This is a genomic window from Arthrobacter alpinus (assembly GCF_900105965.1).
GTDB classification, from domain to species: domain Bacteria; phylum Actinomycetota; class Actinomycetes; order Actinomycetales; family Micrococcaceae; genus Specibacter; species Specibacter alpinus.
Genome location: NZ_FNTV01000001.1, coordinates 23,444 through 47,487, shown reverse-complemented (window position 1 = coordinate 47,487; position 24,044 = coordinate 23,444). Strand labels below are relative to the sequence as shown.

General features: G+C 62.0%; 25 protein-coding genes. 7 read left to right on the top strand and 18 right to left on the bottom strand.

Going from position 1 to position 24,044, the window contains the following annotated elements:
• Positions 1-17: 17 nt before the first annotated feature.
• Positions 18-710, bottom strand: a complete 693-nt coding sequence (locus BLV41_RS00225; RefSeq protein WP_074709488.1) for a TetR/AcrR family transcriptional regulator — start codon at positions 708-710, stop codon at positions 18-20.
• A 133-nt stretch (positions 711-843) separates the two neighbouring features.
• On the opposite strand from BLV41_RS00225, the gene BLV41_RS00220 reads away from it, so the two are divergent.
• Positions 844-1,773 (top strand): NAD-dependent epimerase/dehydratase family protein, encoded by a 930-nt coding sequence (locus BLV41_RS00220; RefSeq protein WP_074709486.1) that lies wholly within the window; start codon positions 844-846, stop codon positions 1,771-1,773.
• Here BLV41_RS00220 and BLV41_RS00215 read toward each other — a convergent pair.
• Entirely contained in the window at positions 1,770-2,270 is a 501-nt protein-coding gene (locus tag BLV41_RS00215) for a MarR family winged helix-turn-helix transcriptional regulator (RefSeq protein ID WP_044574562.1), read from the bottom strand. The two genes, BLV41_RS00220 and BLV41_RS00215, sit on opposite strands and share 4 nt — an antisense overlap.
• Before the next feature lie 73 nt (positions 2,271-2,343).
• On the opposite strand from BLV41_RS00215, the gene BLV41_RS00210 reads away from it, so the two are divergent.
• Positions 2,344-3,822: an FUSC family protein gene (locus BLV41_RS00210; RefSeq protein ID WP_074709484.1), complete on the top strand. Its 1,479-nt coding sequence runs from the start codon at positions 2,344-2,346 to the stop codon at positions 3,820-3,822.
• Here the strand turns inward: BLV41_RS00210 and BLV41_RS00205 are convergent.
• The gene (locus BLV41_RS00205) at positions 3,819-4,181 is read right to left on the bottom strand and encodes a VOC family protein (RefSeq protein ID WP_044574566.1); all 363 of its coding nucleotides are present in this window, start codon (positions 4,179-4,181) and stop codon (positions 3,819-3,821) included. The two genes, BLV41_RS00210 and BLV41_RS00205, sit on opposite strands and share 4 nt — an antisense overlap.
• Positions 4,182-4,190: 9 nt before the next feature.
• Complete coding sequence (locus BLV41_RS00200; protein ID WP_044574568.1) at positions 4,191-5,180, bottom strand: LLM class flavin-dependent oxidoreductase; 990 nt, start codon at positions 5,178-5,180, stop codon at positions 4,191-4,193.
• An 85-nt stretch (positions 5,181-5,265) separates the two neighbouring features.
• Here BLV41_RS00200 and BLV41_RS00195 point away from each other — a divergent pair, with 85 nt between their 5' ends.
• Positions 5,266-5,586: a hypothetical protein gene (locus BLV41_RS00195; protein ID WP_074709482.1), complete on the top strand. Its 321-nt coding sequence runs from the start codon at positions 5,266-5,268 to the stop codon at positions 5,584-5,586.
• Here the strand turns inward: BLV41_RS00195 and BLV41_RS00190 are convergent.
• From BLV41_RS00190 to BLV41_RS00170, 5 genes are all read right to left on the bottom strand, one after another.
• Positions 5,563-6,666 carry an FAD-dependent oxidoreductase gene (locus BLV41_RS00190; protein WP_074709480.1) on the bottom strand — a complete coding sequence of 368 codons (1,104 nt, stop codon included), beginning with the start codon at positions 6,664-6,666 and terminating at the stop codon, positions 5,563-5,565. The two genes, BLV41_RS00195 and BLV41_RS00190, sit on opposite strands and share 24 nt — an antisense overlap.
• Positions 6,667-6,706: 40 nt before the next feature.
• On the bottom strand, positions 6,707-7,123 hold the full coding sequence (locus tag BLV41_RS00185; protein WP_044574574.1) for a ribosomal maturation YjgA family protein: 417 nt from the start codon (positions 7,121-7,123) through the stop codon (positions 6,707-6,709).
• Between the two features lie 35 nt (positions 7,124-7,158).
• Positions 7,159-8,436 (bottom strand): Y-family DNA polymerase, encoded by a 1,278-nt coding sequence (locus BLV41_RS00180; RefSeq protein WP_074709479.1) that lies wholly within the window; start codon positions 8,434-8,436, stop codon positions 7,159-7,161.
• Complete coding sequence (locus tag BLV41_RS00175) at positions 8,433-8,912, bottom strand: NUDIX domain-containing protein (RefSeq protein ID WP_074709477.1); 480 nt, start codon at positions 8,910-8,912, stop codon at positions 8,433-8,435. The genes BLV41_RS00180 and BLV41_RS00175 overlap by 4 nt, the downstream gene beginning before the upstream one ends.
• A 67-nt stretch (positions 8,913-8,979) precedes the next feature.
• Complete coding sequence (locus BLV41_RS00170) at positions 8,980-9,426, bottom strand: GNAT family N-acetyltransferase (protein ID WP_074709475.1); 447 nt, start codon at positions 9,424-9,426, stop codon at positions 8,980-8,982.
• 55 nt (positions 9,427-9,481) lie between these two features.
• On the opposite strand from BLV41_RS00170, the gene BLV41_RS00165 reads away from it, so the two are divergent.
• Positions 9,482-10,063 (top strand): nucleotidyltransferase family protein, encoded by a 582-nt coding sequence (locus tag BLV41_RS00165; protein WP_083360508.1) that lies wholly within the window; start codon positions 9,482-9,484, stop codon positions 10,061-10,063.
• 186 nt (positions 10,064-10,249) lie between these two features.
• The gene (locus tag BLV41_RS00160) at positions 10,250-12,328 is read left to right on the top strand and encodes an HNH endonuclease signature motif containing protein (RefSeq protein ID WP_074709473.1); all 2,079 of its coding nucleotides are present in this window, start codon (positions 10,250-10,252) and stop codon (positions 12,326-12,328) included.
• Positions 12,329-12,399: 71 nt separating this feature from the next.
• On the opposite strand, the gene map is transcribed toward BLV41_RS00160, so the two are convergent.
• On the bottom strand, positions 12,400-13,170 hold the full coding sequence (map, locus tag BLV41_RS00155) for a type I methionyl aminopeptidase (protein WP_074709471.1): 771 nt from the start codon (positions 13,168-13,170) through the stop codon (positions 12,400-12,402).
• Between the two features lie 67 nt (positions 13,171-13,237).
• Here map and BLV41_RS00150 point away from each other — a divergent pair, with 67 nt between their 5' ends.
• The gene (locus tag BLV41_RS00150; protein WP_074709469.1) at positions 13,238-13,540 is read left to right on the top strand and encodes a helix-turn-helix domain-containing protein; all 303 of its coding nucleotides are present in this window, start codon (positions 13,238-13,240) and stop codon (positions 13,538-13,540) included.
• 23 nt (positions 13,541-13,563) lie between these two features.
• Positions 13,564-14,004 (top strand): cytidine deaminase family protein, encoded by a 441-nt coding sequence (locus BLV41_RS00145; protein WP_074709467.1) that lies wholly within the window; start codon positions 13,564-13,566, stop codon positions 14,002-14,004.
• Positions 14,005-14,034: 30 nt separating this feature from the next.
• Here the strand turns inward: BLV41_RS00145 and BLV41_RS00140 are convergent, their stop codons facing one another.
• The 8 genes from BLV41_RS00140 to gcvP all read right to left on the bottom strand — a co-directional run bounded on the left by BLV41_RS00140 (position 14,035) and on the right by gcvP (position 23,925).
• On the bottom strand, positions 14,035-14,430 hold the full coding sequence (locus BLV41_RS00140; RefSeq protein WP_074712992.1) for a LexA family protein: 396 nt from the start codon (positions 14,428-14,430) through the stop codon (positions 14,035-14,037).
• 76 nt (positions 14,431-14,506) lie between these two features.
• The gene (locus BLV41_RS00135) at positions 14,507-15,340 is read right to left on the bottom strand and encodes a methylenetetrahydrofolate reductase (RefSeq protein ID WP_083360507.1); all 834 of its coding nucleotides are present in this window, start codon (positions 15,338-15,340) and stop codon (positions 14,507-14,509) included.
• Between the two features lie 2 nt (positions 15,341-15,342).
• Positions 15,343-16,359, bottom strand: coding sequence for a lipoyl synthase (lipA, locus tag BLV41_RS00130; RefSeq protein ID WP_074709465.1), 1,017 nt, complete (start codon positions 16,357-16,359; stop codon positions 15,343-15,345).
• A 49-nt stretch (positions 16,360-16,408) separates the two neighbouring features.
• Complete coding sequence (locus tag BLV41_RS00125; protein WP_074709463.1) at positions 16,409-17,806, bottom strand: L-serine ammonia-lyase; 1,398 nt, start codon at positions 17,804-17,806, stop codon at positions 16,409-16,411.
• Positions 17,807-17,945: 139 nt separating this feature from the next.
• Complete coding sequence (glyA, locus tag BLV41_RS00120; protein WP_170835506.1) at positions 17,946-19,247, bottom strand: serine hydroxymethyltransferase; 1,302 nt, start codon at positions 19,245-19,247, stop codon at positions 17,946-17,948.
• 29 nt (positions 19,248-19,276) lie between these two features.
• On the bottom strand, positions 19,277-19,660 hold the full coding sequence (gene gcvH, locus BLV41_RS00115) for a glycine cleavage system protein GcvH (RefSeq protein ID WP_074709461.1): 384 nt from the start codon (positions 19,658-19,660) through the stop codon (positions 19,277-19,279).
• Between the two features lie 233 nt (positions 19,661-19,893).
• Positions 19,894-21,027 carry a glycine cleavage system aminomethyltransferase GcvT gene (gcvT, locus tag BLV41_RS00110; RefSeq protein ID WP_074709459.1) on the bottom strand — a complete coding sequence of 378 codons (1,134 nt, stop codon included), beginning with the start codon at positions 21,025-21,027 and terminating at the stop codon, positions 19,894-19,896.
• A gap of 18 nt (positions 21,028-21,045) precedes the next feature.
• Positions 21,046-23,925 carry an aminomethyl-transferring glycine dehydrogenase gene (gene gcvP, locus BLV41_RS00105; protein ID WP_074709457.1) on the bottom strand — a complete coding sequence of 960 codons (2,880 nt, stop codon included), beginning with the start codon at positions 23,923-23,925 and terminating at the stop codon, positions 21,046-21,048.
• Positions 23,926-24,044 lie beyond the last annotated feature (119 nt).

Below are 24,044 nucleotides of genomic sequence, written 5' to 3'. Positions count from 1 at the left end.
TGCCACCGTACCTTCAATTACCGCAATCCCGCGATGGCTTCAAGACCATCTAAATGAGACTCAAAAAGGACTGCTGGATTGCTGAATGTCGATGCTCCATACTGGCCGAAGACTTCGAAATTGACGGCACCAAAAAGCGCTGACCAGAGTAAAACACCGGCCGCCAGGACGTGATCGTCCATAGTCAACCCCATCTCTTCGCGAATCACGGCGAAGTCGTTGGCCAGACGCGGATCCAGCTGCCGACCGCGACCGGCTAGCTGCCCTGCCACGTGGGCCCCTTCCAAGATCAGCACCAGCCGGGTGACAACCCGTACGCCTGGCCCGGTGGTTTGCTCCGCAGGTGCCTCGTAACCCGGCACAGGTGCACCAAAAAGTAGTCCGTAGCGGGCAGGCTCAGCCAAGGCCCATTCCCTAACCGCCCGGGCTGCAGCCCTGAACTGGGCCGCGAAGTCTTCGGCCGGCGTCCGCTCCAACGCCTCATCCACGGCATCCCCGAGCGCGTTGTAACCGTCCACAACCAGCAAGGTCAGCAAGTCATCACGATTCTTGACATACCTGTAAATGGCGGATGAAACCACACCCAGGTCACGGGCCACGGCCCGCAGTGACAGCCCGGCCGCACCGTGGCGTTCCAAATGGCGGCGCCCAATACTGACAATGTCAGCCATGGTCTGCTGGCGTGCCCGTTCCCGCGGTGTTTGCGTCATGTCCCTAGTTTCACTGCAATCGAGAACATCGTCAACTTAAGTGAGCAGTGCTCTTGACAGTCTTGCCATAAGCGGGCATTCTTTATTCGAGAGCACTGCTCTCTAGTGCAGCACGTCACGAGAAAGAGAACCCATGGATGCCATCAAGATAGTCACAGGCGCGGGCCCAGTAGGCTGGAACGTCGCCAGCCAACTCGCCAACGAGGGGCATCAGGTCCGCCTACTGACCCGGTCCGGTTCGGGCCCGGCACACCCGCTGATCGAGCGGCTACGCGCCGACGTCGGAGATCCCGCACAGCTGCACACAGCCATGGAGGGTGCGGATGCCGTATTTCACTGCATCCATGGCTCCAAATACGCCGCGGAGGCGTGGCGGAGGGAGCTCCCTCGCGCGGAAGCCGCAGTAATGAAAGCGGCGGGCGAGGCCGGCGCCGTCGTGGTTTTCCCGGAAAGTCTTTACGCATACAGCACCCCGGAAAACGTCATGACGGAACGCAGCCCCCGCCTTGCTTCTACAGGGAAACGCGGCGTCCGCACGGCTCTTTTGGCCGCGCGGGCAGCGTCCCCAACGAAAACCGTTAGCGTTGTGGCCTCGGATTTCTTCGGCCCACAAGTACGTATGGCCCACGCCGGCGACCGCATGGTGCCGCTGATTCTAGGCGGCAAGCGTGTTCAGGTGATGGGCAGTACGGAGAGCCCGCACTCATTCACTTACGTCCCCGATTTGGCATCCGCAATGATCAAGGCAGCGACGGTTCCGGAGGCCTGGAACTCGATCGTGCACGCGCCTACGTTGTCGGCTCTGAGCCAGCGTGAACTTGCTGACGCATTCGCCACGGCAGCTGGTGTTCCAGCGCCGCGAGTCAGCTCCGTTCCTGGTTGGATCGTTAGGGCTGCGGGGATTTTTTCCTCGGAAATGCGGGAAATGACTGAGATGCTCTACCAGTTTCAGGGCCCGTTCGTCATGGACTCTACGGCGAGCGAGAAACTACTGGGCCTGTCCCCGACCCCGTTGGAATCGGCCGCCCGCGCCACCATTGCGTGGTGGCGAACCCAAGGTTAGTCGACTGCCTCAACCGTGAGTGCGAGCTTGCGCAGCAGTGCCGCCAACTGCGCCTGCTCGCGCTCGGTCAGGCCGGCGAGCATCTGCCGATCGCCGGCCAACATGCGCGGAAATTCCTGGTCAATCAGCTCTTCACCTTGAGCGGTCAGCTGCATCAGGACCACCCGGCCGTCATTTTCCCAGGGCAGGCGTTCAATGAGCCCGCGCTTGACCAAACGTTCGGCGTTCTTCGTTGTGGATGCTCCGCTGAGCATGGTTGCAGCCGTGACTTCGCTTGCCCTCATGGGGCCGTCGCCGCGGGCCAGCGTGCAGAGAACATCGAATTCGGCACGGGTCACCTCCGCGGGCAATAATTCACGCCCCACGCGCTGCGCCGCAAGGGCGCCGATACGGCCAATTCGCGCCATCACCTCAATACTGGAGACGTCCAGCTCCGGGCGTGATCGCTCCCACCCAAGCCGCGCGCCGTCCACAAAGTCCGTTTCCTTCACCGTCATCCCACCAGTCTAGAGATCACACTCACATGCTTCGGATCTATTTTACTAGTAAAATAGATTGTAGGATGGGTGAATGACCTCCAACGCCCGTTTTCGCCACACTGGCACCGCCCTGGCCCACTCGCTCGCACCAGCAACATGGCGCGGCGCTTTCTCCATGCGCCCGGCCGATGCCATTTTCACAACGGCCATCAAGGTGGGAATCGCGGCCACACTGGTGCTGATTGCGGGTGGCTTGGCGGGCCAGCCGCAGCTTGCCGGCATGGCAGCGCTTGGGGCGTTGACCAGCGCTTTTGGTCGCTACCAGCCCTACCGCCGGCTCGGGCGCATGATGGGAATTGTGGGCGTGGGCATGATCGTGGCCATGGCGATTGGGGTGCTCCTGGGCGCCACGGGAGTCCCGATGGCACTTCAAATCGTGATCCTCTCGCTCCTGGCCGGCCTTGCATCGCACGTGTTCACGGCCTTCCGCATTTCCGGCCCCGGCGCCGTGATCCTCGTGTTCGCAGCCGGCGCTGGTTCGGGTTACGCACATTCCTTTGCCGACGTGGCCCCGCCGATCATTGCAGTGGCGATCGGTGTGGTGGTGGGCTGGTTCGCCGCCATGGCACCTGTTGTGTGGGTCCCGTTGGCCCCCTCCCGGCTGGCAGTTGCGCGCGGTATCGCGGCCGTTGTCAGCCTGGGAACGGACGACGCCGGTCCTCGCCGGGCCGCCGCTGCCGCCGCCTTGCGCTCTGCGCGCGACTCGGTGACGGTGAGTGCCGGTTCCTTGCGTGAAAACAGCTCACGTTCGCGCCGTCTCCATCAGGACGCAGACCATCTGCACCTTTTGCTGGATGACGCCGAAGCCACGCTTGCACTATTCGATGTTCCCGGCAGTGGATCACATGCTGATGCGCTGACCCTCCTGACGCAGCATGAATTAGAACTGCGCAAGGTCCGAGGGATCCCGAAGGTTTCACTGCGGCAGACGGGAGCCGCCAGCACCGCGGGAGAAAACCCACCGTCAAGCCGCGGAACCACGCCGCCGGCCTTCTGGGCAGCAGCTCGGTGCGAATTCGCATCGCGGAGCAGTTTTCACCAGGCGCTGCGCATGGCCATTGCTGCCGCGTTGTCCGGTTGGGTCGCTGTAGCTCTTGGCCTGGGGCATCCGCTCTGGGCAACCATGGGTGCCATTGCCGCCCTGCAGGGATTGAACTATGCCAGCACCGTCCAACGCAGCATTCAACGTTTGGTGGGCAACGTAGTTGGTGCCGCCGTGGCAGTGGTTCTGTTGTCCCTTTCGCTGGGATTCTGGCCATCGGTAGCTCTGGTGGTCCTGTTCCAGGTTTTGGCCGAACTGCTGGTGCTGAAGAACTACACGCTAACCACCATTGCCGTGACGCCCATGGCGCTGATCATGACCGGACTCGGAACTCACCTGGGCCCTGACGCCGCGCTGAGCCGGGTGGCCGACACTCTTGTGGGCGTCGTGATCGGAACGTTGGTTGCGGCCCTGAGCATCTCGCTGGCCGATCGCCACCACCTGCCCAAGGAATCTCACGAGGCTTAGGACTCGCAGAGGCAGAACGGGTGGCCAGCCGGATCCAGGAAGACTCTAAATGATGTCCCCGGCTGGAATTTCGGCTTCGTGGCGCCAAGCCTCAGAGCCTCGGCCTCACCTTCGTCGAGGTCGTCAACCACAAAGTCCAGATGCATCTGTTGCGGTTTCTTCTGACCCGGCCAATCTGGCGCCTGATAGCCGGCATCCACCTGTTGGAACGCCAGCCAACTACTGCCATCGTCGGAGCGCAGTTCAACCCAACCGTCCTCCGCTGTGGCCTCCCAGCCGAGCAACGAACCATAAAAGTCCGCCAGCTCGGCTGGTTTCGGACAGTCAATAACCACTCCGGGTAACCGCGCAATTGCCATGCCTGAACGCTACACGGACGGGGCCAGTTCCATAACCCCTGCCAGCAATTCAAAGCTGCGCACCCATGCCGTGCGGTCGGTGACCTGCGTGGCCACGATGAGCTCATCGGCGTCGGCCGTCTTGGCAAAATCTTCCAAGTAGGTGCGTGCCACAGCCGGGGTTCCAATGGCCGCATAGCGGAACATGGTGTTCACCTGGTGGCCCGCCGGAGAATCCAGCAACAGGTCCATTTCTGCCTCGGTGAAGCTCTGCCCGCGACCCACAAGGGAAACTACCCGGCGTCGTCGCGCCTCCAGCGCCAGCTTCTCGGCTTCTTCCTGGGTGTCAGCCACAATCGCGTTCACCCCTGCAATCACATACGGCTGTGCCAACGCGGCCGACGGCTTGAATTCGCGGCGGTAGATGCGCACGGCATCCTCAAGCGCCTGCGGGGCAAAGTGGGACGCGAAGGAGTACGGCAAGCCCAGGGCAGCGGCCAGGCGGGCGCCGAACAGCGAGGATCCCAGGATGTACAGCGGCACCTCGGTGTCCTTGCCCGGGTACGCGTTGACGCCTGAGATGCGGGTTTCGCCGTCAAAGTAGGCCTGCAGTTCCTGCACGTCGGAAGGGAAGGTGTCCGCCGCCGTCGGGTCCCGGCGCAATGCCCGCATGGTGTTTTGGTCGCTGCCTGGGGCCCGGCCCAAGCCCAGATCGATGCGGCCGGGATGAAGTGTCGCCAAGGTGCCAAACTGCTCGGCAATCTGCAACGGGGAGTGGTTGGGCAGCATGATGCCGCCGGCACCGAGGCGGATCGAGTTCGTATGAGCTGCCACATGCGCAATCAACACGCTCGTGGCTGAGGAAGCAATTGAGGGCATGTTGTGGTGTTCGGCAAACCAAATGCGCGTGTAGCCCCACCCTTCAGCCTTCTGGGCCAGTTCCACGGACGCCCGAAAGCTTTCGGCGATGCCGCCCTCGCCCACGTGGGCAAGGTCAAGGATGGAAATAGGGAGTGTCATGAATGGTGCCTTTCAAAGTGGTCTCTCTTGCGCCAACCGCCAAGTCCCCCGGGATATTTCCACCCAGCGGCTTTAGACTTGTCACATGGAATGGCTGTGGACGGCATTGATCATGGTCGGCATGATCGTGGCTGCCATTGTGGTGATTACCTTGTTCCAACGCAGCATGTCCAAACCCGGTGCGCACGGAAACTTGGGTGCCATGGGTGGTGCCATCGCGGGCCTTGATGCCGTGTTCAACCCTCAGGCGGCCAATGCGAAGCTGGATCGCGAGGAACAAACCCGCCAGCGCGCGCCCATCCCCTCCCCCGGCGATCTTCCCAAGGGCGTTAGTTTCGAGTTGGACAACGACGGCGTCCCCACCAAGGTGGTCATCCGCACGTCAAACCCCGACGGGAACACTTAGCCGCTCGAGGGCCGCCAGCGCTGCTGCCCGGCCTGCGCGATTGGCGCCGAGCGTGGAGGCCGACGCCCCGTACCCCACCAAGATCAAACGGGGTTCGCGGGCAACCTTTACGCCGTCCATGATGATTCCACCGCCCGGTTCTCGGAGCTTGAGCGGTGCCAGATGATCCATGGCGGCCCGAAAACCCGTGGCCCACAGGATCGAATCGGCGGCAAAAGAAGAACCGTCCTCAAACACTGCGCCGTCAGCGGTGAGCCGCAGGAGAGGTCCGCGGGACACGAGCGTGCCTGCGTCGATGCCGTTTTGGTACTGCTGTGTTAACGGCAGTCCGGTAACACCCACAACGCTCAACGGAGGCAGCCCGGCCGCCGTGCGCTCGTTAACACGGGCCTCAACGTCGCGTCCCCAGTCAGGATTGAACTCGCGAGTGGTGAACTCCGGCGGGCGTCGCGTGGACCAGGCCGTCTCAACGCCTGCCTGCGCTAGTTGCAACAAGAACTGCACGGCCGAGGTGCCGCCACCCACCACCAAAACCCGTTGCCCGGCGAATTCCTCCACCGCGCGAAAATCGTGGGTATGTACTTGGCGGCCGGTAAAAGTCTCAACTCCGGGATAGTGAGGCCAGTGCGGCTTGTCCCAGGTCCCGGTGGCGTTAATGACCATGTGCGTGGTGAAATCGCCCTGGTCAGTTTCCACCACCAGCGGTTGGCCGGAGGTGTCGGCGGGGACACCGGCGTCGTCTCCGGGGAGATGCCTGGCAAGCGGGCGAACCGCGCGCACCTTCACCGGCCGGCGGATAGGTAAATCAAAGGTTTTTTCGTAGCTGCCGTAGTAGCGTCCCACAACCGCAGACGCGGGTTCAGTGGGATCGGCCGGTGGCAATTTCATGCCGGGGAGGTCGTGAACGGCGTGGGCGGCACCCAATGTCAGCGAGGACCAACGGTGCAGCCAAGCCCCGCCGGGAGCAGGGTTCGCATCCAGCACAATAAAGTCCACGCCGGGGGCGAGCCCCTGGCGGGCAAGGTAATACGCTGCCGAAAGTCCGGCCTGTCCTGCACCAATAACCACTACTTCAAGCATCTTTGCCTCCTATAGTGGTCAAACTGGCCGCGCATCCGCGCTATTCCGTTTGTGTTCGACGCCACGTGCCACTGTTGCGTGACAGGGCAGAATCGGCGAAGTAGACCGCCACTGCCCCCACGGCGTACGCCACCAAATCCAAGGCGGAAAACGTTGTGCCAAAGACAAGGCGCGACGGCGGGAAGCCCACCGCCAGCTGTTCCGGGATGCCCGTCAACTGGGCCAGCTCAACCAGTGCGCTGACGGCAAAGGCTGCGATCGCCATCCAATGGCGCCCGGCTTTGGGCAGGATGAAGGCCAGGACCAGGTACACGAGCACCGTGTAGAGGGCATCAGCCACGAGGCTCGCAGTGTCTCCGGCAACAAAGAAGTGGATCGCCAGACCAAGGATGACAACAACTGTTGCTGCCAGCAGGAGTGCCGGGCGCCGGGTCATGAGGATCTTGGTTGAAGGCATGGGCTCGAGTCTAGCGGGCCTGCGTCTTGCGGCGCTTAAGCCCGCACCACGGGCAGCTCCTTCCATTCCGTGGTGTACCGCGGTGAGGAATGTTCACGCTTCATGGACCATTGCGGGGCCTCGGCCATGCCGCCAATTCCAATGCCGATCGCCATGGCCCCAAATTTGTTGCGCACATCGCCCAACACCCCGCCCACATCTGGCGATGGCGCCCCGGCGCCAAAGACGTCCAGCATGGCCGGGCCGGTGACAGGTTCGAGCCCGTGGAACATGACGCCTGCGCGCAGGTACGATGCCCCGGCAACTGCGCTCTGACGCATGGCTGCCACCGCTGCGCGGACCAGCACAATGGGGTCCTGCGTGGGCGTGGCGAAGCGGATCGTGGCGGCGGGGAAGCTTCCCTCCCCGCCTGCAAAGCGGCTGGTTCCTGCCGTTACCGTCATGGATGAGGTCCGCAGCCCTTCCTCACCAAGCTTGGCCGCGCCACGTTGTGCGTAGACGGTCATGACCTGTTCCATCTCAGCAACTGTGGTGACGGGTGCGGAGAAGCTGCGGGAGAACATGATTTGTTGCTTATCGGCGCGTTCCTCGATGTGGGGAATGCATTCAATGCCGTTGAGCTCCATGACAGTCCTCTGCAGCACCACGGAGAACTTCTTGCGAATGAGCGCGGGATCGGCAGCCTTGAGATCGGCGATGCTTTCAATACCCATCATCTTCAGCCTGGTAGCCGTCCTGCCGCCCACGCCCCAGAGACCGGAGGCTGGCACGCGTGCCTGAATCCCGGCAACATGAGCTTCCGGCATGGCCTCGAGCGCACAGACACCACCCAAGGCGGGATTTTGCTTGGCGATCCTATTGGCGAATTTTGCCAGCGTCTTGGTTGTGGCCACGCCAACACAGACGGGCATACCCACATGGGTCATCACGGCGGCCCGGATGTCACGTCCGGCCGCCTCCAACTGGGCAGGCTCCCCCACCAGACCCGCAAAGGATTCGTCGATCGAATACACCTCCTGCCACGTGCCGTGGCGGCCCACAACCTCCATCACCCGGGCGCTCATGTCCCCGTACAGCTCGTAATTGCTTGAGCGTGCGATCAAACCCCATGCCTTGGCCTGCGATTGCAGCTGAAACCACGGAGTGCCCGTGGCGATGCCCAAATCCTTGGCTTCGGCCGAGCGGGCCACGACGCAGCCATCGTTGTTGGAAAGTACGACGACGGGACGGCCTTCCAGCCTAGGGTCAAAGACCCGCTCGCAGGAGACATAGAAGTTGTTGACGTCTACCAGCGCGATCCTTGCGTTGCTCACGGGTTCACATAGCTTCCCGGCATTGATGTTTCAAGGCTGATGATTGGCGCTACGCCGGCGGCGAGGCGTTCCAGAACGTACCGCTCATGCGGCACCAACAGCGGAGGCAGCTCATCGAGCGGGAACCATTGCAGATCCGCCGCCTTGTGCGGTTCCATGATGCGTGGGTTGCCGGACCACCGTTCGGTACTGAAGAAGAAATCCACACGTTGTTCAATAGCCTGGCCTCGAGGCAGGAAGCGGTGCATGGCGGTGAGTGGAACCAGGTCCTCGGCAGCGATCTGCACACCAAGCTCCTCCAGCGCTTCACGCAGCGCTGCGGCCTCCGCCGATTCATTCGCTTCGACATGACCTGCGGCTGCCGTTGCCCAGTTCCCGTCCATATAGCCCGTCCCCTGGCGTAGCTGGAGCAGGACCGAGGCGCCGCGGCGAAAAATGACGTAGCTGGCCGGAATCAGGGCGACTCTTTCACTCATTCGTGCCACCTCGCCGGGTCATTTATTAACGGACCACTATCGAATCTATGTTCCCAAACATGTGGGGTCAAGGGCAAGTGCCATCCGCAACCATGAAGACATCCACCGCGTCCTGCGACTCAACCGAAAAGCCATGGCGAAGATACAACCGCTGCGCGGGGCTTCCCGTGAGAACGTTGAGGCGGAATGGCCGGGAGTCTGCCGCATTCCTCATAACCAGAGTCAACACTGCTCCGCCAAGACCCTTACCCTGCTGCCCAGGATCCAGATAGAAGTGCTCAATCCATTGGCTACCCAGATCAGGCCGGACGGCAATGCTGCCCGCCGTTTCGCCGTCGACCATGATTACCTGCGTATGGTCGGCATCGAACCCGTCAAGGAAACGCTGACGAACGCGCATCGGGTCGTACCGGCCCAGCCGCTCAAGGTCAGTCTTGAGCACCACGGCACGAAGCTCAGCAATCCACCGAGCATCAGTGGCGGTGGCGGATCGGAGCGAAAAGAGGGGCTTCATTCATCAAGTCAAGCGGCTAACCCCGGTGACCACAAAATTGGGGCAGGATGGAGCCGTGACCAACCGCGACGAACAGCTATTTCTGGGCTACATCCATCAAAACCCGAGCAATAGGGAGATACTGCGGTTGGCACCGCGGCTGGGAGTTTCGGATTGGTGGTTGACCGCCGGGGCGCTATTTCAAACAGTTTGGAATGTCCTTGAAGGCAAGGATCCGCAGGCTGGGATTCGGGATTACGATCTCTTTTATTTCGACGAAGACACTTCCTATGAAGCGGAGAACGCCGTCATTCTGCGGGCCAAGGAATTATTCGGCGATCTCGGTGTTGACGTGGAGGTCCGCAACGAGGCCAGAGTTCACCTTTGGTATAAGGAGCACTTTGGCGTGCCAGCGCTCGCCTTTAGCAGCACAGCCGATGCCATTGATCATTTCGCCGCCACAACGTGCTGCTTTGCCGTAAGTTCTGATTCGGCAGGCACCCTTCAGACCTACGCTCCACACGGTTTTGATGATTTGTTCGCACTGCGAGTGGTGCCAAATCCGGTACTCGCGCCCCGAGAGGTCTACGAGGCGAAGACCAAACGCTGGGCTGAGGTTTGGCCTTCCCTGACGATCCTCCCCTGGCCGCCTACATAGTAGCTAGCCCTCCTGACACGGCATAGGCAAGCGGAGGCATCAGGAGTCCACACCCCCACCGAGGGCGCAAACAAGCACTGTTGATTGAGGCTGCCGAAACCCATCCCCAAGCATTTACCAGACATATATTCGAGTAGTGGTGACAAATCTATGGCTTTTCAAGAATATGCTTGCTAAAATTGTGGTATGGGTAGTTCAACGGATTTCCCGGTTCCTCGGGGTGATTCATCCACCACAGCCAGTGTGGCGGAGCTGATTGCCGCGCTCCCCTTGCCCAGGGTCGAGCCACTCGAGCACTGCCTCCACGCCCTCCATGAACTGCCCCCACGTCCGGCCCCCCGCGAAACCGGGCCAGCCTCGTATTCGCAGTTGGATGGGGTCCGGTCCCTGATGGATCAGTGCTTGCACGCCGTCGCGGCCCTGCACCGGCATCAGAACCAGTGCGCGGCACTGCTGATCACGCTCGTGGACCGCCTGGAATCAACCACCCTGATCGAAGGGAAGTTGCTGACGCTGGATCCCTGGCAACGCACCCACTCCCTGGACCAGGTCCGTGCCGAAATCGCCATCACCCTCCACATCCCGGAAGGTGCGGCCGGCAGGCTCATGGGGCACGCCAGCACTCTCGTTCGCCAACTCCCCGCAACCATGACGGCCCTGCGGGCTGGGGATCTTGGCTGGGACTACGCAGTGGTGATCGCCGAGGAAACAGAGCTGCTGCGCGCCACCGGCCTCGACACGGAAACCGTGGCCGGGTTTGAGCAACAACTCCTAAGCAAGGCTGAGGGCAGTACCTTGCGGAGCTTTCGTGAGAAAGCACGTCGCCTGCGGGAACGCTCCCACCCGGAAACCATCCCCGCCCGCACCCGCCACGCCTACACCGACCGCCGGCTCGGGATCACTCACAGCACCGATGGCATGTCCTGGCTCAGCCTCTACGCACCCTCCCCCGCGATCGAGGCGATCTGGGACCAATGCACCCTGACCGCCACCGCGGCTCAAGGCCCCCACGAAACCCGGACACTGACCCAACTACGCGCAGACGTGGCCGCAGCCCTGCTCCTGAACCAAACCATGAGCGAGAACCACATCTACCGCCCCGCCCCCGAGACAAATATCGACGACGTCGCTGATCCAGGTGCCAGCGCTCATGCTGGGGATCCGTGGTTTGCACCGACGGAGCCCGATCCTTGCACTGTCGGAGAATTCCCCGACCCGCATCACGGCGCCTTCACCCTAGAACAAGGGGTGACTCCGGTCTTTGACGACCCCGATTACTCCTCCCCCGGGTTCAGGGAACCGGACATCAGAAACAATCCGCAGTGGCATCCAGGACTAGACGTCATCCGCCTCGAACCCCTCCCCACGGCTCTCCCCACCCAGTCTCAAGCACCACCCGGTGAGGAACCCGAAACAGACCCCGGTGCGGAACCCAACAACGGCCACAACACCCAGTATCCGCCGCTGCCACAGGCACTACCTGTCGTGCTGATTCCCGTATTCTCGCTATTGGGGCTTACGAATGAGCCGGCGTGGATGGAAGGCGCCGGACCCATCAGCATGGACATCGCCCGAAGAATGAGTGAATCCGCGCCAAGCATCTACCGGCTCCTGGTCGATCCCATCAGCAACAAACCCCTCGAGGCGGGCATGGATTGCTACCGGATCACCAAAACGATGCGGACCATGCTGCGCATCAGGGATGAATACTGCCAATTCCCCGGCTGCAACGCGAAAGCCTCCACCTCCGAGATCGACCATATCCAAGCCTTCAACGCAGGCGGGAAAACCACCCCAGCAAACCTCGAACATCTCTGCAAACGCCACCACCACATGAAGCACTTCAAAGACGACAAAAACCATGACGGCCAGTATCGATCCATCAACGAACCCGAACGGAACAATCTCCACCTGCGCGGCTGGACACCCAGACGCGCAGAAGACGGCCGCGTTTCCTGGACCTCACCCTCCGGACGGTACTGCCCTCCGGAACCGGAACTCGAGCAAGCTCCCGCCTACCCGAAGTGGATCAAGACGGGCATGGACGCCAAGCTCGCACAAAAGCTCGCAGAGCAATCTGAACACCACTGGGAACAAGAACTACTGGACACACCAGAAGACGACGGCAGCTGGGGACCGGCAGGCATGCCCGAACCCCCACCCGGCTTCTTCCCAGCCAACGCCGAGGAGGAAGAAATCCTCATCCAAGAAGCCATCCAACACGCACTCGAAAACCCCTCCCTAGGCCAGAGCAACCCAGCATAAACACCAGACCCACTGCCCCGGAGCTCAAGAGCCCAAGCAGCCCGAGCAAGGAGCATCCATGTCGGGAGGCGTCAGTCCACGGTGGTGAGGATGACGGGCCCCTTATCCGTAATGGCTATGGTGTGTTCGGTGTGGGCGGTGCGGCTTCCCGTTACGCTGCGAAGGGTCCAGCCATCAGCGTCAGTGACAAGTTCGGCCGTGTCAGCCATGATCCAGGGTTCAATGGCCAACAGCAGGCCAGGGCGGAGCTTGTATCCCTCACCAGGTCGGCCCGCGTTGGAAATATGCGGCTCCTGATGCATGGTTGTTCCCACGCCGTGGCCACCAAAATCAGTATTGACGGGGAACCCGGCTGCAGTCAGAACGGACCCGATGGCATGAGAGATGTCTCCGATGCGCGCACCAGGTTGAGCCGCGGCAATACCGGCTGCTAGGGCTCGCTGGGTGGCTTCGATCATTTTCACGTCAGCCGGGTCAGCCAATTCCCCAACCGTGAAGCTGATGGCCGCATCGGCCACGATTCCGTTGAGGGAGACGGCCAGATCAAGGGTGAGCAGGTCACCGTTTTTGAGGGCATAGTCATGCGGCATGCCATGCAAGACGGCATCGTTGACGGAGGTGCAGATGTAGTGCCCAAAGGGTCCGTCGCCAAAGGAAGGGTCATAGTCAACGTAGCAGGACGTAGCTCCCGCCTGGGAGATCATCTCCTTGGTCCATTCATCAATCTCCAGCAAGTTTGTGCCGACTTCGACGCGGTCTTGCAGGCTCTGGAGAGTTGTGGCGATGAACCGTCCGCTTGCCTTGGCCCGCTCGAGGTCCGTTGGACTAAAAATCTCGATCATTTGCAGTTCCCTTCCAAGAAACCAATAACTATACCGGTAATACTATACCGGTACTATAATTGGACGCATGGTCAGACTTCCACTCACTGCCGCCGAGCTTGAACGCGGACAACTACTCGGCGCGCTCCTGCGCCGGGCACGCAAGGACCGCTCCATCTTGGATGTGGCAGTGGCCGCGGAAATTTCTCCCGAGACACTTCGCAAGATCGAAACCGGCCGCATTGCCACGCCCGCATTCTCCACGATCGCGGCCATTGCCGCCGCGCTCGGGCTGTCACTTGACGAAGTCTGGGCCGCCATCAACCCATCCCTGGGCGCGGCCGGAGGAAGAACCAACGCCATCCAGCAGGTGGATCGCATCGCCTCCTGAACTTGGACTACTAAGCTCTCACCATGGCCACTAATCTTCCGCCCTCCGCGCGCCCGCTCTCAGACCACGAGCTTGACCTCATAAAGGTTGCGCGGGCAACAATTGACGCCGCCACGGATGCCGGTCCGGGCGAAGACGGCATTCACACGATGGGCGCTGCAGTCCGAACAGTAGACGGCCGGACATTTAGTGGCGTGAACCTATTTCATTTCACCGGCGGCCCGTGCGCGGAGCTAGTCGCCCTCGGGTCGGCGCGCGCCGCGGGCGCCACCCAGCCAACTCACATCGTGGCCGTGGGCAATCATGGGCGTGGCGTGAAAAGCCCTTGCGGACGTGACCGGCAAATATTCGCTGATTATTTTCCATCCATGCGCGTGATTATGCCAGCCCCGGAAGGACTCGTGAGTGTACTCGCGAGCGACTTATTACCGCTCGGGTTCAGCTACCAGGAGGAACAAATCTAAAGCAATCCCCGCTTAGCGAAAAAGTGGAGCTTACACGTGGTGCAGGCACCGGGTTACGACGCCCCAGAATGCAGCCTCACCCACAACATCTTGCAGCATTGCCGGGGATGAGGCATTGGCGGGTTGGGTAGCCAAGGAAGTCACGCCGTCGTTCATGGAGAGGCGGCGGATGAGGAGTTCACCCTCGACAACGGCCACCACCACCGAACCGTTGCGCGGAGTCACTGCCCGGTCCACAATAATTTCGTCGCCGTCAGCTATGCCGGCGCCTGCCATGGAGTCTCCGGAAACGCGCATGATGAACGTGCTGGTGCGGTCGCGGATCAGGTGACGATTGAGATCTATCCCGCCGTCAAAGTAGTCACGGGCAGGAGAAGGAAAACCGCTGGCCTCCGTGCCGGGCGGCCTTCTGGGAGTCGGATCCATGCCAAACACACCATCACCGCCTAGTACAAAGATTCGAGACAATTTAGTTTACCACTCTCCCGAGCCTGCCCGCAGATCAGGCCGGTACCGGGGCGTGGCTTCCCACGTTGTTGAAGCTATAAAGGTGGATGCCTGCCGGAGGTGTTGGCAGGGCGGTTAATTCCGCCACGAGCGCATCCGGGTTGTAGCGGGTGCCACCCATCAATCGCAATCCCAAGGCGCCCTTGCCGCTGATGAAACGCAGGGAGCTTCCCACACCAATTTTGGTGGCCAGGGAAATCAGCTTGGTGCGCGGCACGAATCCTGCAACGCCAGCCCAAACCGGAATCGTAATTCCTTCGGTCCGCAGCATGGCCGCGTACGTGCCAATCAGCTCAGCAGAGAAACACATCTGGGTCACGATGCGGTCTGCAACGTCTGCCTTGGCCCGCAACGAGTCCAGCAACTGCTGGTCACTGATATTCGGGTGCCCTTCGGGATAACCGGCCACCCCGATCCGAAAGTTCCCACTGCCTAATTCTGCGATGTCACGGACCAGTACGTCACTCGAGTCATACGGGCCCGCTGCTTGCGCCTTGTCGCCCCCAATGGCGAACACCTCAGCAATCCCTGCCGCGCGGCAATCACGCAGAATGGATGCAAGCTGTTCGCGCGATCCAATGGACCGCGCGGCAAGGTGCGGGACAACGTTGTAGCCGTGACCGGCAAGTTCAAGCGACGCCGCCACGGTTCGCTCAATCCCGTGGTTGGGCAAACACGTCACCGTGACGGTTGTGCCAGCGGGAAGCTGGGCAACCACCGATTCCACGATGCCGGCGGTTGGAATGATTTCCACGCGCGAGGGCAGCGCCGGCTGTTCTGCCGGATCGCCCAAACCGCTGCCTGAATCTGCCCCGAAACCCGCAGCCATGGCTAGTGGCTTGCGATCAGGGAGGCGGCTTCCTGGCGGGTATGACCGGAATCTTCGATGCCTTCGGCGATGTGCGCGAGGTGTTCGGGGATGTCGCGACCCTTTTTCCGCATGGCCGTGGCCCACAAACGCCCCGCCCGGTAGGAGGAACGCACCAACGGCCCACTCATGACACCCAGGAACCCCATCTCCTCAGCCTCGGCCGAGAGCTCAAGGAATTCCTGCGGCTTCACCCAACGATCCACCGGCAGGTGCCGCTCGGAAGGACGCAGGTACTGGGTGATCGTGATCAGATCCGTCCCGGCGTCATGGAGATCCTGCAGCGCCTGAGAGATTTCCTCCCGGGTCTCACCCATGCCCAGGATCAGGTTGGACTTCGTCACCATCCCATGATCACGACCCTGGCTAATCACATCCAGGGAACGCTCATACCGGAACGCGGGACGGATCCGCTTGAAAATCCTTGGCACCGTCTCCACATTGTGTGCGAACACCTCGGGCTTGGACTCACAGATCGCCGTAATGTGCTCGGGCTTGCCGGAGAAATCAGGGATCAACAACTCCACCCCCGTGTTCGGGTTCAGTTCGTGAATCTTCCGCACCGTCTCGGCGTACAACCAGACACCCTCATCGGCCAGGTCGTCACGGGCCACCCCCGTCACCGTGGCATAGCGCAGGTTCATCTTCACCACGGACCGGGCGACCTTCGTGGGCTCGAACCGGTCAATCGGGGACGGCTTGCCCGTGTCGATCTGGCAGAAGTCACAGCGCCGCGTGCATTCGGAGCCACCGATGAGGAATGTCGCCTCACGGTCTTCCCAGCACTCAAAAATATTCGGGCAGCCGGCCTCTTCACACACGGTGTGCAGGCCCTGGCCCTTGACCAGGTTCTTCATCGCGATGAACTCCGGGCCCATCTCGACCTTGGCCTTCATCCACTCCGGCTTACGCTCAACCGGAACAGCAGCATTACGCTGCTCAATACGCAGCAACTTACGTCCCTCGGGTGCCAACGTCATGAAAAAACTCCTTCGCCCGGCACGGAAGATGCGCCGACTGCTGTTGGATTTAGCATTCCACCACGTTGACGGCGAGTCCGCCCATGGCTGTTTCCTTGTATTTGGAGGACATGTCGCGTCCCGTTTCACGCATCGTGATGATGACTTCATCGAGAGAGACGCGGTGCTGGCCATCTCCCCACAGAGCCATCTTCGCGGCGTTGATGGCCTTCGCGGCAGCAATCGCATTGCGCTCGATGCATGGAACCTGCACCAACCCGCCAATGGGATCGCACGTCAGTCCCAAGTTGTGTTCCATGGCAATCTCGGCGGCGTTTTCCACCTGTTGCGGTGTGCCACCCATGACCTCGGCCAGGCCTGCCGCCGCCATGGACGACGCCGATCCAACCTCGCCCTGGCAACCAACCTCGGCGCCGGAGATGGAAGCCTGTTCCTTGTACAGCACCCCGACGGCGCCGGCAGCCAGCAGGAATTTAACCACGACGGCGTCAATGGCCTCCTTGGGCGCATTGCGCATGCCGTCGGTGTAGTGGGTCGCGTAGAACATGACGGCCGGGATGATGCCGGCCGCACCGTTGGTGGGGGCAGTAACCACGCGCCCGCCGGACGCGTTTTCCTCGTTGACGGCCAGCGCCACGAGGTTGACCCACTCCTGCCAGAACTTTGGATCCCTGTCGGTATCCTCCTCACGGAGGCGCTTATGCCAACCTGGGGCCCGACGTCGGACGCCTAAGCCACCGGGCAGCAAACCTTCACGGGTCAAAGAGGCATCCTTGCACTCTTCCATGACGTCGCGAATGTGCAGCAGACCGCTACGGACCTCATCTTCGCTACGCTCCACAAGCTCGTTGGCAAGCATGACGTCGCTGAAGTTCCCGCCTGTTGTTTCGCAATGTGCCAGCAATTCGGCAGCGGTGCGGAACGGGTACGGCAGGAGCGCCTTGGAGGATTCCAGCTCTGCCACAGCCTCGTCAACGGCGCCCTCCCGAATGATGAACCCGCCGCCAACGGAGAAGTAGGTGGCCTCGTGCAACAGCGTCTGAGCTTCATCGCCCACACTGAACTTCACACCATTGGTGTGCCGGGGCAAAATGGTCAGGGGGTGCAAGATGATGTCATCGGCACCATAGGAAAGGGCAACGCTGCCGCCCAGCAGCAGCGGTTCTCCGGTGGCAAAGGCGGCCAGTCGGGATTCCACCTCGGCGGGAAGAATCAGTTCTGGCTCGCGCCCTTCAAGGCCCAGAAGCACTGCGGTCATGGTGCCGTGGCCCCGGCCGGTGGCGGCCAGCGAGCCATAGAGGTCGACGCGAACACTTGCCACGCTCTCGAGCAAGCCCTTCGCTGCAAGCTCACGTGCAAAGGCTGCGGCGGCCCTCATGGGCCCCACAGTATGGGAACTGGACGGGCCAATTCCCACGGAAAACAAGTCAAAAACGCCTACAGACATGTGAGTACCTCACTCAAGTGCAAATACTACTCCGGTGCGAATTCGGCCGGAGGGCCGCATGCACCACGTCGGTGCAAGTATGGCCGGTCACTGCGATGGACACCCTCCAAGGTGGCCACCGCAGTGAGCAACTGTACCGCTAGGAAAGATTCCCTACGGACGGGTACAACGGGTGAGCAGCGGCGAGGGCCTGCACGCGTGCGCGCAATTCCGAGAGATCCGCTGCGGCGTCCGTGATGAGCGCCTCGGCAATGATGTTTGCCACTTCAACAAACGCAGCCTCGCCGAATCCGCGGGTCGCCAAGGCCGGCGTACCAATGCGCAACCCCGAGGTCACCATGGGCGGACGGGGATCGAACGGCACGGCGTTGCGGTTGACGGTGATGTCAATCGCGGCCAGGCGGTCTTCTGCTTCCTGACCGTTGAGATCGCAATGGCGCAGGTCAACCAGCACCAGGTGCACATCTGTACCGCCGGAAATCACGGAGATTCCTTTGGCAGCGACATCGGGCTGGATCAGGCGCTCGGCCAGAATCCGGGCACCGGCCAGAACTCGTTCCTGACGCTCCTTGAATTCCGGTGACGCGGCAATCTTGAAGGCCACAGCCTTGCCGGCAATCACGTGCTCCAGCGGGCCACCCTGCTGTCCGGGGAAGACAGCGGAGTTGATCTTCTTGGCCACGGCTTCGTCGTTGCTCAAGATGATGCCGCCGCGCGGACCGGCCAGGGTCTTGTGCGTGGTGGAGGTGGTGACGTGGGCGTGCTGCACCGGTGAGGGGTGCAGGCCCGCGGCCACGAGTCCGGCGAAGTGAGCCATGTCCACCATGAGGTAGGCACCCACCAAGTCGGCGATGCGGCGGAATTCGGCGAAGTCGAGCTGGCGGGCGTAGGCCGACCAGCCGGCAACGATCAAGGCCGGTTTGTGTTCCAGTGCCAGGCGCTCAACTTCGGCCATATCAACCTGGTGCGTATCTTCGCGAACCTGGTACGGGACCACGTTGTAGAGCTTGCCGGAGAAGTTGATCTTCATGCCGTGCGTCAGGTGTCCGCCATGGGCCAGGTTCAGGCCCATGATGGTATCGCCGGGCTTGATGAGTGCGTGCATGACCGAGGCATTTGCCTGAGCACCGGAGTGCGGCTGAACGTTGGCGTACTCGGCGCCGAACAGGGCCTTGACCCGGTCAATGGCCAACTTCTCAATCACGTCGACGTGCTCGCAACCGCCGTAGTATCGGCGGCCCGGGTAACCCTCTGCGTACTTGTTGGTCAAAACCGAGCCCTGGGCAGCCATGACGGCCGCCGCTGTGTGGTTTTCCGAAGCAATCATTTCCAAGCCGGTGCGCTGGCGATTCAGTTCGGCGTCAATCGCAACGGCTACTTCGGGATCCAATGCTGAAAGCTGGGCATCGAGGCTCGGCGAGACCACTTGAAGGAAGTCCACCGCGGAATCCGCGGTGGAGCTTACGCCGCTCACAGCTCGCCACCATTGGAAGCTGCGTACTCTTCAGCGCTGAGCAGCGGACCAACGGACTCAACTTCAACCTTGAAGAGCCAGCCGGCTCCATAAGGGTCTGCGTTGACCACGGCAGGGTCATCGACGACGGCGGTGTTTACTTCGGTGACGACGCCGGTCACCGGGGAAAACAGGTCGGAGACGGACTTGGTGGATTCGATCTCGCCACACGTTTCGCCTGCCGTGACGGTGGACCCGGCCTCGGGCAAGTCAACGTACACAATGTCGCCCAAGGCGTCGGCTGCAACAGCAGAGACACCGATCGTGGAGGGACCGGAACCATCGGCCGCGATCCACTCGTGTTCGGCGGAGTACTTCAGTTCAGGAGCTACTTTGCTCATGGGGTAAACCTTTCAATTCGTCTGGTAAAAATGTGGTGGGTGCGCCGACGGACCGGAATTTCCTCGGCGACCATCCGGCCCGTCGGCCGCGGACGGCCTTGGGGGCCTCCTTTACGTCGCCTTCGAAAACACCGGCTCCGTCGTCGCTGCGTCACGAGTTCGGCCTTCGCGAAAGCGCCGGTCCGTTGCCGGGGTCTCGACAAGTGCGACCCCGGCGACAGACCAGGCAGGTGTTACTTTTGGCGCTTGTAGAACGGCAGTGCAACAACTTCGAACGGTTCTGCCTTGCCGCGCAGATCCACGTCGAGCTGGGTTCCAACTTCTGCGTGAGCTACGTCAACGTAGGCCATGGCCACGGGGTAGCCGAGGGTGGGGCTGGGCTGGCCCGAGGTGACTTCACCAATCGTGACGCCATCCTTGAGCACCGGGTAGTGGCCACGGGCCGCACGGCGGCCGGCACCCTTGAGGCCAACGAGCTTGCGGCCAGTGGAGACGCCGTCGCCCGCTTCCTTGATGGCAGCCAAGGCAGCCTTGCCAACGAAGTCGCTTTCCTTGGCGAGGGAGACCACCGGGCCCAATCCTGCGGAGTACGCGTGGCCGCCTACGGAAAGCTCGTTGCCGTACAACGGCATGCCAGCTTCCAGGCGAAGCGAGTCACGGGAGGCCAAGCCTGCCGGGATCAGCCCCTGGTCCTGGCCGTTGGCCAGGAGCGCCTGCCACAAGGCGGCGGCGTCGTCATTGGGGAGGTAGATCTCGAAGCCGTCTTCGCCGGTGTAACCCGTACGTGCCAGCAGCAGTTCCTGCACAGTGCCGCCGACGGTGATGCCCACCTCAACGGCCGCGTAGTACTTCAGCTCCGTGACGAGTGAGTGCTGATCGGCCGGTACCAGGGTCAACAGGATGGCTTCGGCGTTGGGGCCCTGAACGGCGATCAACGATGTCTGCGCGGAGACGTCCTGAACCTGCACGTCAAAACCTGCGGCACGCTCGGCCAACAGGCCAGCAACAGTCGCGGCATTGCCGGCGTTGGGTACAACCAGGTACAACTCATCGCTGCGGCGGTAAGAGATCAGGTCGTCAATGATGCCGCCGTCTGCGTTGCAGATGAGCGAGTACTTGGCCTTGCCCACTGCCACAGCTGACAACTTGCCAGCCAATGCGTAGTCAAGGAAGGCTGCGGCGTCGGGGCCGCTCACCCAAACTTCACCCATGTGGGAGAGGTCGAAGAGGCCAGCTGCGGTGCGGACCGCGTGGTGCTCAGCCAACTCGGAGGAGTACTTCAATGGCATCTGCCAGCCACCGAAGTCGGTGAATGACGCGCCGGCCTTCTGGTGCTCGCCGTAAAGGGCTGTGTGGTTCTCAGTCATGGGAATTCCTTTGCGGTGTTAGTTGGCGAATTCTTCGGCGAAGTCTTCGAGAGGAGGGCAGGAGCAGACCAGGTTGCGGTCACCGGCGGCGCCATCGATGCGGCCAACCGGCGGGAAGTACTTGTCCTGGCGCAGGTTGTCCACGGGGAACACTGCCTGTTCACGCGGGTAGCCGCGGTCCCAGTTGGAATCCACAACGGCAGCTGCCGTGTGGGGAGCGTTGCGCAGCGGGCTGTCCACCAATGTGAAGGCGCCTTCGGCAACCTGGTCGATTTCCGCACGGATGCTGATCATGGCGGCAATGAAGCGGTTGATCTCAGCCAGATCCTCGGACTCGGTCGGTTCAACCATCAAGGTGCCGGCCACCGGGAAGGACAGGGTGGGAGCATGGAAACCGTAGTCGATGAGGCGCTTGGCCACGTCTTCTGCCGTGACTCCGGTCTTGGCGGTGAGATCGCGCAGATCCAGGATGCACTCATGCGCAACCAGGTCTCCGGCACCCGTGTAGAGGACCGGGAAGTGCTCGTTGAGCTGGGCGGCAATGTAGTTCGCCGCGAGCAGCGCCGACTTCGTGGCCTCGGTAAGTCCCTTGCCGCCCATGAGCTTGACGTAGGCGTAGGAGATGGGCAGAACGCCGGCCGAGCCGAAGCGTGAGGCTGAGATCGGGATTCCGGCACCATCGTGTGAGGCCGCGTTGGCATCGCCGGGCATGAAGGGTGCCAGGTGGGCCTTGGCTGCAACGGGGCCCACGCCGGGGCCGCCACCGCCGTGCGGGATGCAGAAGGTCTTGTGCAGGTTCAGGTGGCTGACGTCGCCGCCGAACTTTCCGGGCTGGGCAAGGCCCACAAGGGCGTTCAGGTTGGCACCGTCAACGTAGACCTGGCCGCCGGCTGCGTGGATCGCATCGCACACCTCGCGCACATCGGCGTCGTACACGCCGTGCGTGGACGGGTAGGTGATCATGATGGCCGAGAGCTGATCCTTGTGGATTTCAATCTTGGCGTTCAAATCGGCGTGATCGATGGTGCCGTCAGCAGCCGTGGCCACAACAACAACCTTCATGCCGGCCAGCACAGCCGAGGCGGCGTTGGTGCCGTGGGCAGACTGCGGAATGAGGCAGATGGTGCGCTGCTCGTCGCCACGGGAGAGGTGGTAGCCGCGGATGGCCAGCAGGCCTGCGAGCTCGCCCTGTGAGCCGGCGTTGGGCTGGATGGAGACCTGGTCGTAACCGGTGATCTCGGCCAGATCGGCTTCAAGTGCACCGATTAGTTCACGCCAGCCTTCGGTCTGGGAATCCGGTGCGAACGGGTGGATGGAGGCGAATCCCGGCCAGGACATGGCTTCCATCTCGGCCGTGGCGTTGAGCTTCATGGTGCACGAGCCCAACGGGATCATGGTGCGATCAAGGGCCAGGTCGCGGTCACTGAGGCGTCGGATGTAACGCAGCATCTGGGTTTCGGAGCGGTGGGTGTTGAACACGGGGTGAGTCAGGAAATCCGAGCCACGAACGGTGTCTGCGGCCAGCGCGAAGTCAGAAACGCTGCCCTGATCCGTGCCGTCTCCGGCCGGTGCGGCACCAAACACGGCGGCGACGCGAGCCACGATGTCCGCCGTCGTGGTTTCATCCACAGAGATGCCAACATGGTCAGCATCGATGGGGCGAAGGTTGATGCCATCCTTTTCGGCCAAGGCCACGAGTGCGCTAGCGCGTCCCGGAACCTTGACCGTGAGGGTGTCAAAGAAGGAGGTGTGTGCCAGCTCGACGCCGGAGGCCTGCAGTGCCGCTGCCAAGGTGCGGGCGTGGCCGTTGACCGTTTCGGCGATGGCCTTCAAGCCTGAGGGGCCATGGTAGACGGCGTACATGGAGGCCACAATCGCCAGCAGTGCCTGTGCCGTGCAGATGTTGGAGGTGGCCTTCTCGCGGCGGATGTGCTGCTCGCGGGTCTGGAGGGCCAGACGGTATGCGGCCAGGCCGGTGTTGTCGGTGGAGACACCAACAATTCGGCCGGGCAGTGAACGCTCCATGCCGTTGCGGACGGCCATGTAGGCGGCGTGCGGGCCGCCGAAGAAGAGGGGAACACCAAAGCGCTGCGCTGTTCCGACGGCGATGTCCGCGCCCTGCTCACCGGGAGGGGTGATCAGGGTCAGTGCCAGCAGATCGGCGGCAACCGTGACGAGCGCGCCGCGTTCCTTGGCTTCTGCGATGACGGGAGCGTGGTTGAAGACGCGCCCTGAAACACCTGGCTGCTGGAGAACCACACCGTTGATGTCGCCGTCGGGCAGTCCCTGGGCCAGATCGGCAACTTCCACCTCGAAGCCGAGCGCTTCAGCGCGGCCCTTGACGATGGCGATGGTCTGGGGCAGCAGGTCTGCGTCCAAAACAGTCTTGCCGTTGGCAGCGGTCTTGGACTTGTTGGCGCGACGCATAAGCAGCACAGCCTCGGCCACGGCGGTTGCTTCATCGAGCAGTGACGCGTTTGCCACGGGCAAACCGGTCAGGTCGCTCACCATGGTCTGGAAGTTCAACAGCGCCTCGAGACGGCCCTGGGAAATCTCGGGCTGGTAGGGCGTGTACGCCGTGTACCAGGCCGGGGCCTCAAGGATGTTGCGCATGATCACCGGCGGGGTCACGGTGTTGTAGTAGCCCTGGCCGATCAGCTGCACGGCCGTGATGTTCTTGGCGGCGAGGCCACGAAGTTCGGCAAGAACCTCTACTTCACTCAGCGCGGACTTCAGTTCCAAGGGCTTGGCCTGGCGAATGGAATCAGGAACGGCCGTGTCCACGAGGGAATCGACGCTGTCATAGCCAATGGCCTTGAGCATGGTCTCGATGTGGGACTGCTGGCGGGCACCAATATGCCGGTCTGCAAACACTGTGGGGCGGGACGAGATCGTCATCAGGAACTCCAAGATACGGCCGGACCAAGAGGTACGGCATGGGTGGGGTTCCTCCCCGCTCTGTCTTGGACCTGAGAGATTCCGTGGATTATTCAGCCACTTTGCACCGTCGGTGAGCC

What these genes read in the sequence shown, in the direction of transcription:
- BLV41_RS00175 (WP_074709477.1), bottom strand. Translation starts at nt 8,912, where the DNA reads ATGAGTGAAAGAGTCGCCCTGATTCCGGCCAGCTACGTCATTTTTCGC.
- BLV41_RS00190 (WP_074709480.1), bottom strand. Translation starts at nt 6,666, where the DNA reads ATGCTTGAAGTAGTGGTTATTGGTGCAGGACAGGCCGGACTTTCGGCA.
- map (WP_074709471.1), bottom strand. Translation starts at nt 13,170, where the DNA reads ATGATCGAGATTTTTAGTCCAACGGACCTCGAGCGGGCCAAGGCAAGC.
- BLV41_RS00135 (WP_083360507.1), bottom strand. Translation starts at nt 15,340, where the DNA reads ATGGCTGCGGGTTTCGGGGCAGATTCAGGCAGCGGTTTGGGCGATCCG.
- gcvH (WP_074709461.1), bottom strand. Translation starts at nt 19,660, where the DNA reads ATGAGCAAAGTAGCTCCTGAACTGAAGTACTCCGCCGAACACGAGTGG.
- gcvT (WP_074709459.1), bottom strand. Translation starts at nt 21,027, where the DNA reads ATGACTGAGAACCACACAGCCCTTTACGGCGAGCACCAGAAGGCCGGC.
- BLV41_RS00185 (WP_044574574.1), bottom strand. Translation starts at nt 7,123, where the DNA reads ATGCCTTCAACCAAGATCCTCATGACCCGGCGCCCGGCACTCCTGCTG.
- BLV41_RS00205 (WP_044574566.1), bottom strand. Translation starts at nt 4,181, where the DNA reads ATGGCAATTGCGCGGTTACCCGGAGTGGTTATTGACTGTCCGAAACCA.
- lipA (WP_074709465.1), bottom strand. Translation starts at nt 16,359, where the DNA reads ATGACGTTGGCACCCGAGGGACGTAAGTTGCTGCGTATTGAGCAGCGT.
- BLV41_RS00195 (WP_074709482.1), top strand. Translation starts at nt 5,266, where the DNA reads ATGGAATGGCTGTGGACGGCATTGATCATGGTCGGCATGATCGTGGCT.
- BLV41_RS00200 (WP_044574568.1), bottom strand. Translation starts at nt 5,180, where the DNA reads ATGACACTCCCTATTTCCATCCTTGACCTTGCCCACGTGGGCGAGGGC.
- BLV41_RS00210 (WP_074709484.1), top strand. Translation starts at nt 2,344, where the DNA reads ATGACCTCCAACGCCCGTTTTCGCCACACTGGCACCGCCCTGGCCCAC.
- BLV41_RS00125 (WP_074709463.1), bottom strand. Translation starts at nt 17,806, where the DNA reads ATGTCTGTAGGCGTTTTTGACTTGTTTTCCGTGGGAATTGGCCCGTCC.
- gcvP (WP_074709457.1), bottom strand. Translation starts at nt 23,925, where the DNA reads ATGACGATCTCGTCCCGCCCCACAGTGTTTGCAGACCGGCATATTGGT.
- BLV41_RS00170 (WP_074709475.1), bottom strand. Translation starts at nt 9,426, where the DNA reads ATGAAGCCCCTCTTTTCGCTCCGATCCGCCACCGCCACTGATGCTCGG.
- BLV41_RS00220 (WP_074709486.1), top strand. Translation starts at nt 844, where the DNA reads ATGGATGCCATCAAGATAGTCACAGGCGCGGGCCCAGTAGGCTGGAAC.
- BLV41_RS00140 (WP_074712992.1), bottom strand. Translation starts at nt 14,430, where the DNA reads ATGGATCCGACTCCCAGAAGGCCGCCCGGCACGGAGGCCAGCGGTTTT.
- BLV41_RS00160 (WP_074709473.1), top strand. Translation starts at nt 10,250, where the DNA reads ATGGGTAGTTCAACGGATTTCCCGGTTCCTCGGGGTGATTCATCCACC.
- BLV41_RS00215 (WP_044574562.1), bottom strand. Translation starts at nt 2,270, where the DNA reads ATGACGGTGAAGGAAACGGACTTTGTGGACGGCGCGCGGCTTGGGTGG.
- BLV41_RS00150 (WP_074709469.1), top strand. Translation starts at nt 13,238, where the DNA reads ATGGTCAGACTTCCACTCACTGCCGCCGAGCTTGAACGCGGACAACTA.
- BLV41_RS00145 (WP_074709467.1), top strand. Translation starts at nt 13,564, where the DNA reads ATGGCCACTAATCTTCCGCCCTCCGCGCGCCCGCTCTCAGACCACGAG.
- BLV41_RS00225 (WP_074709488.1), bottom strand. Translation starts at nt 710, where the DNA reads ATGACGCAAACACCGCGGGAACGGGCACGCCAGCAGACCATGGCTGAC.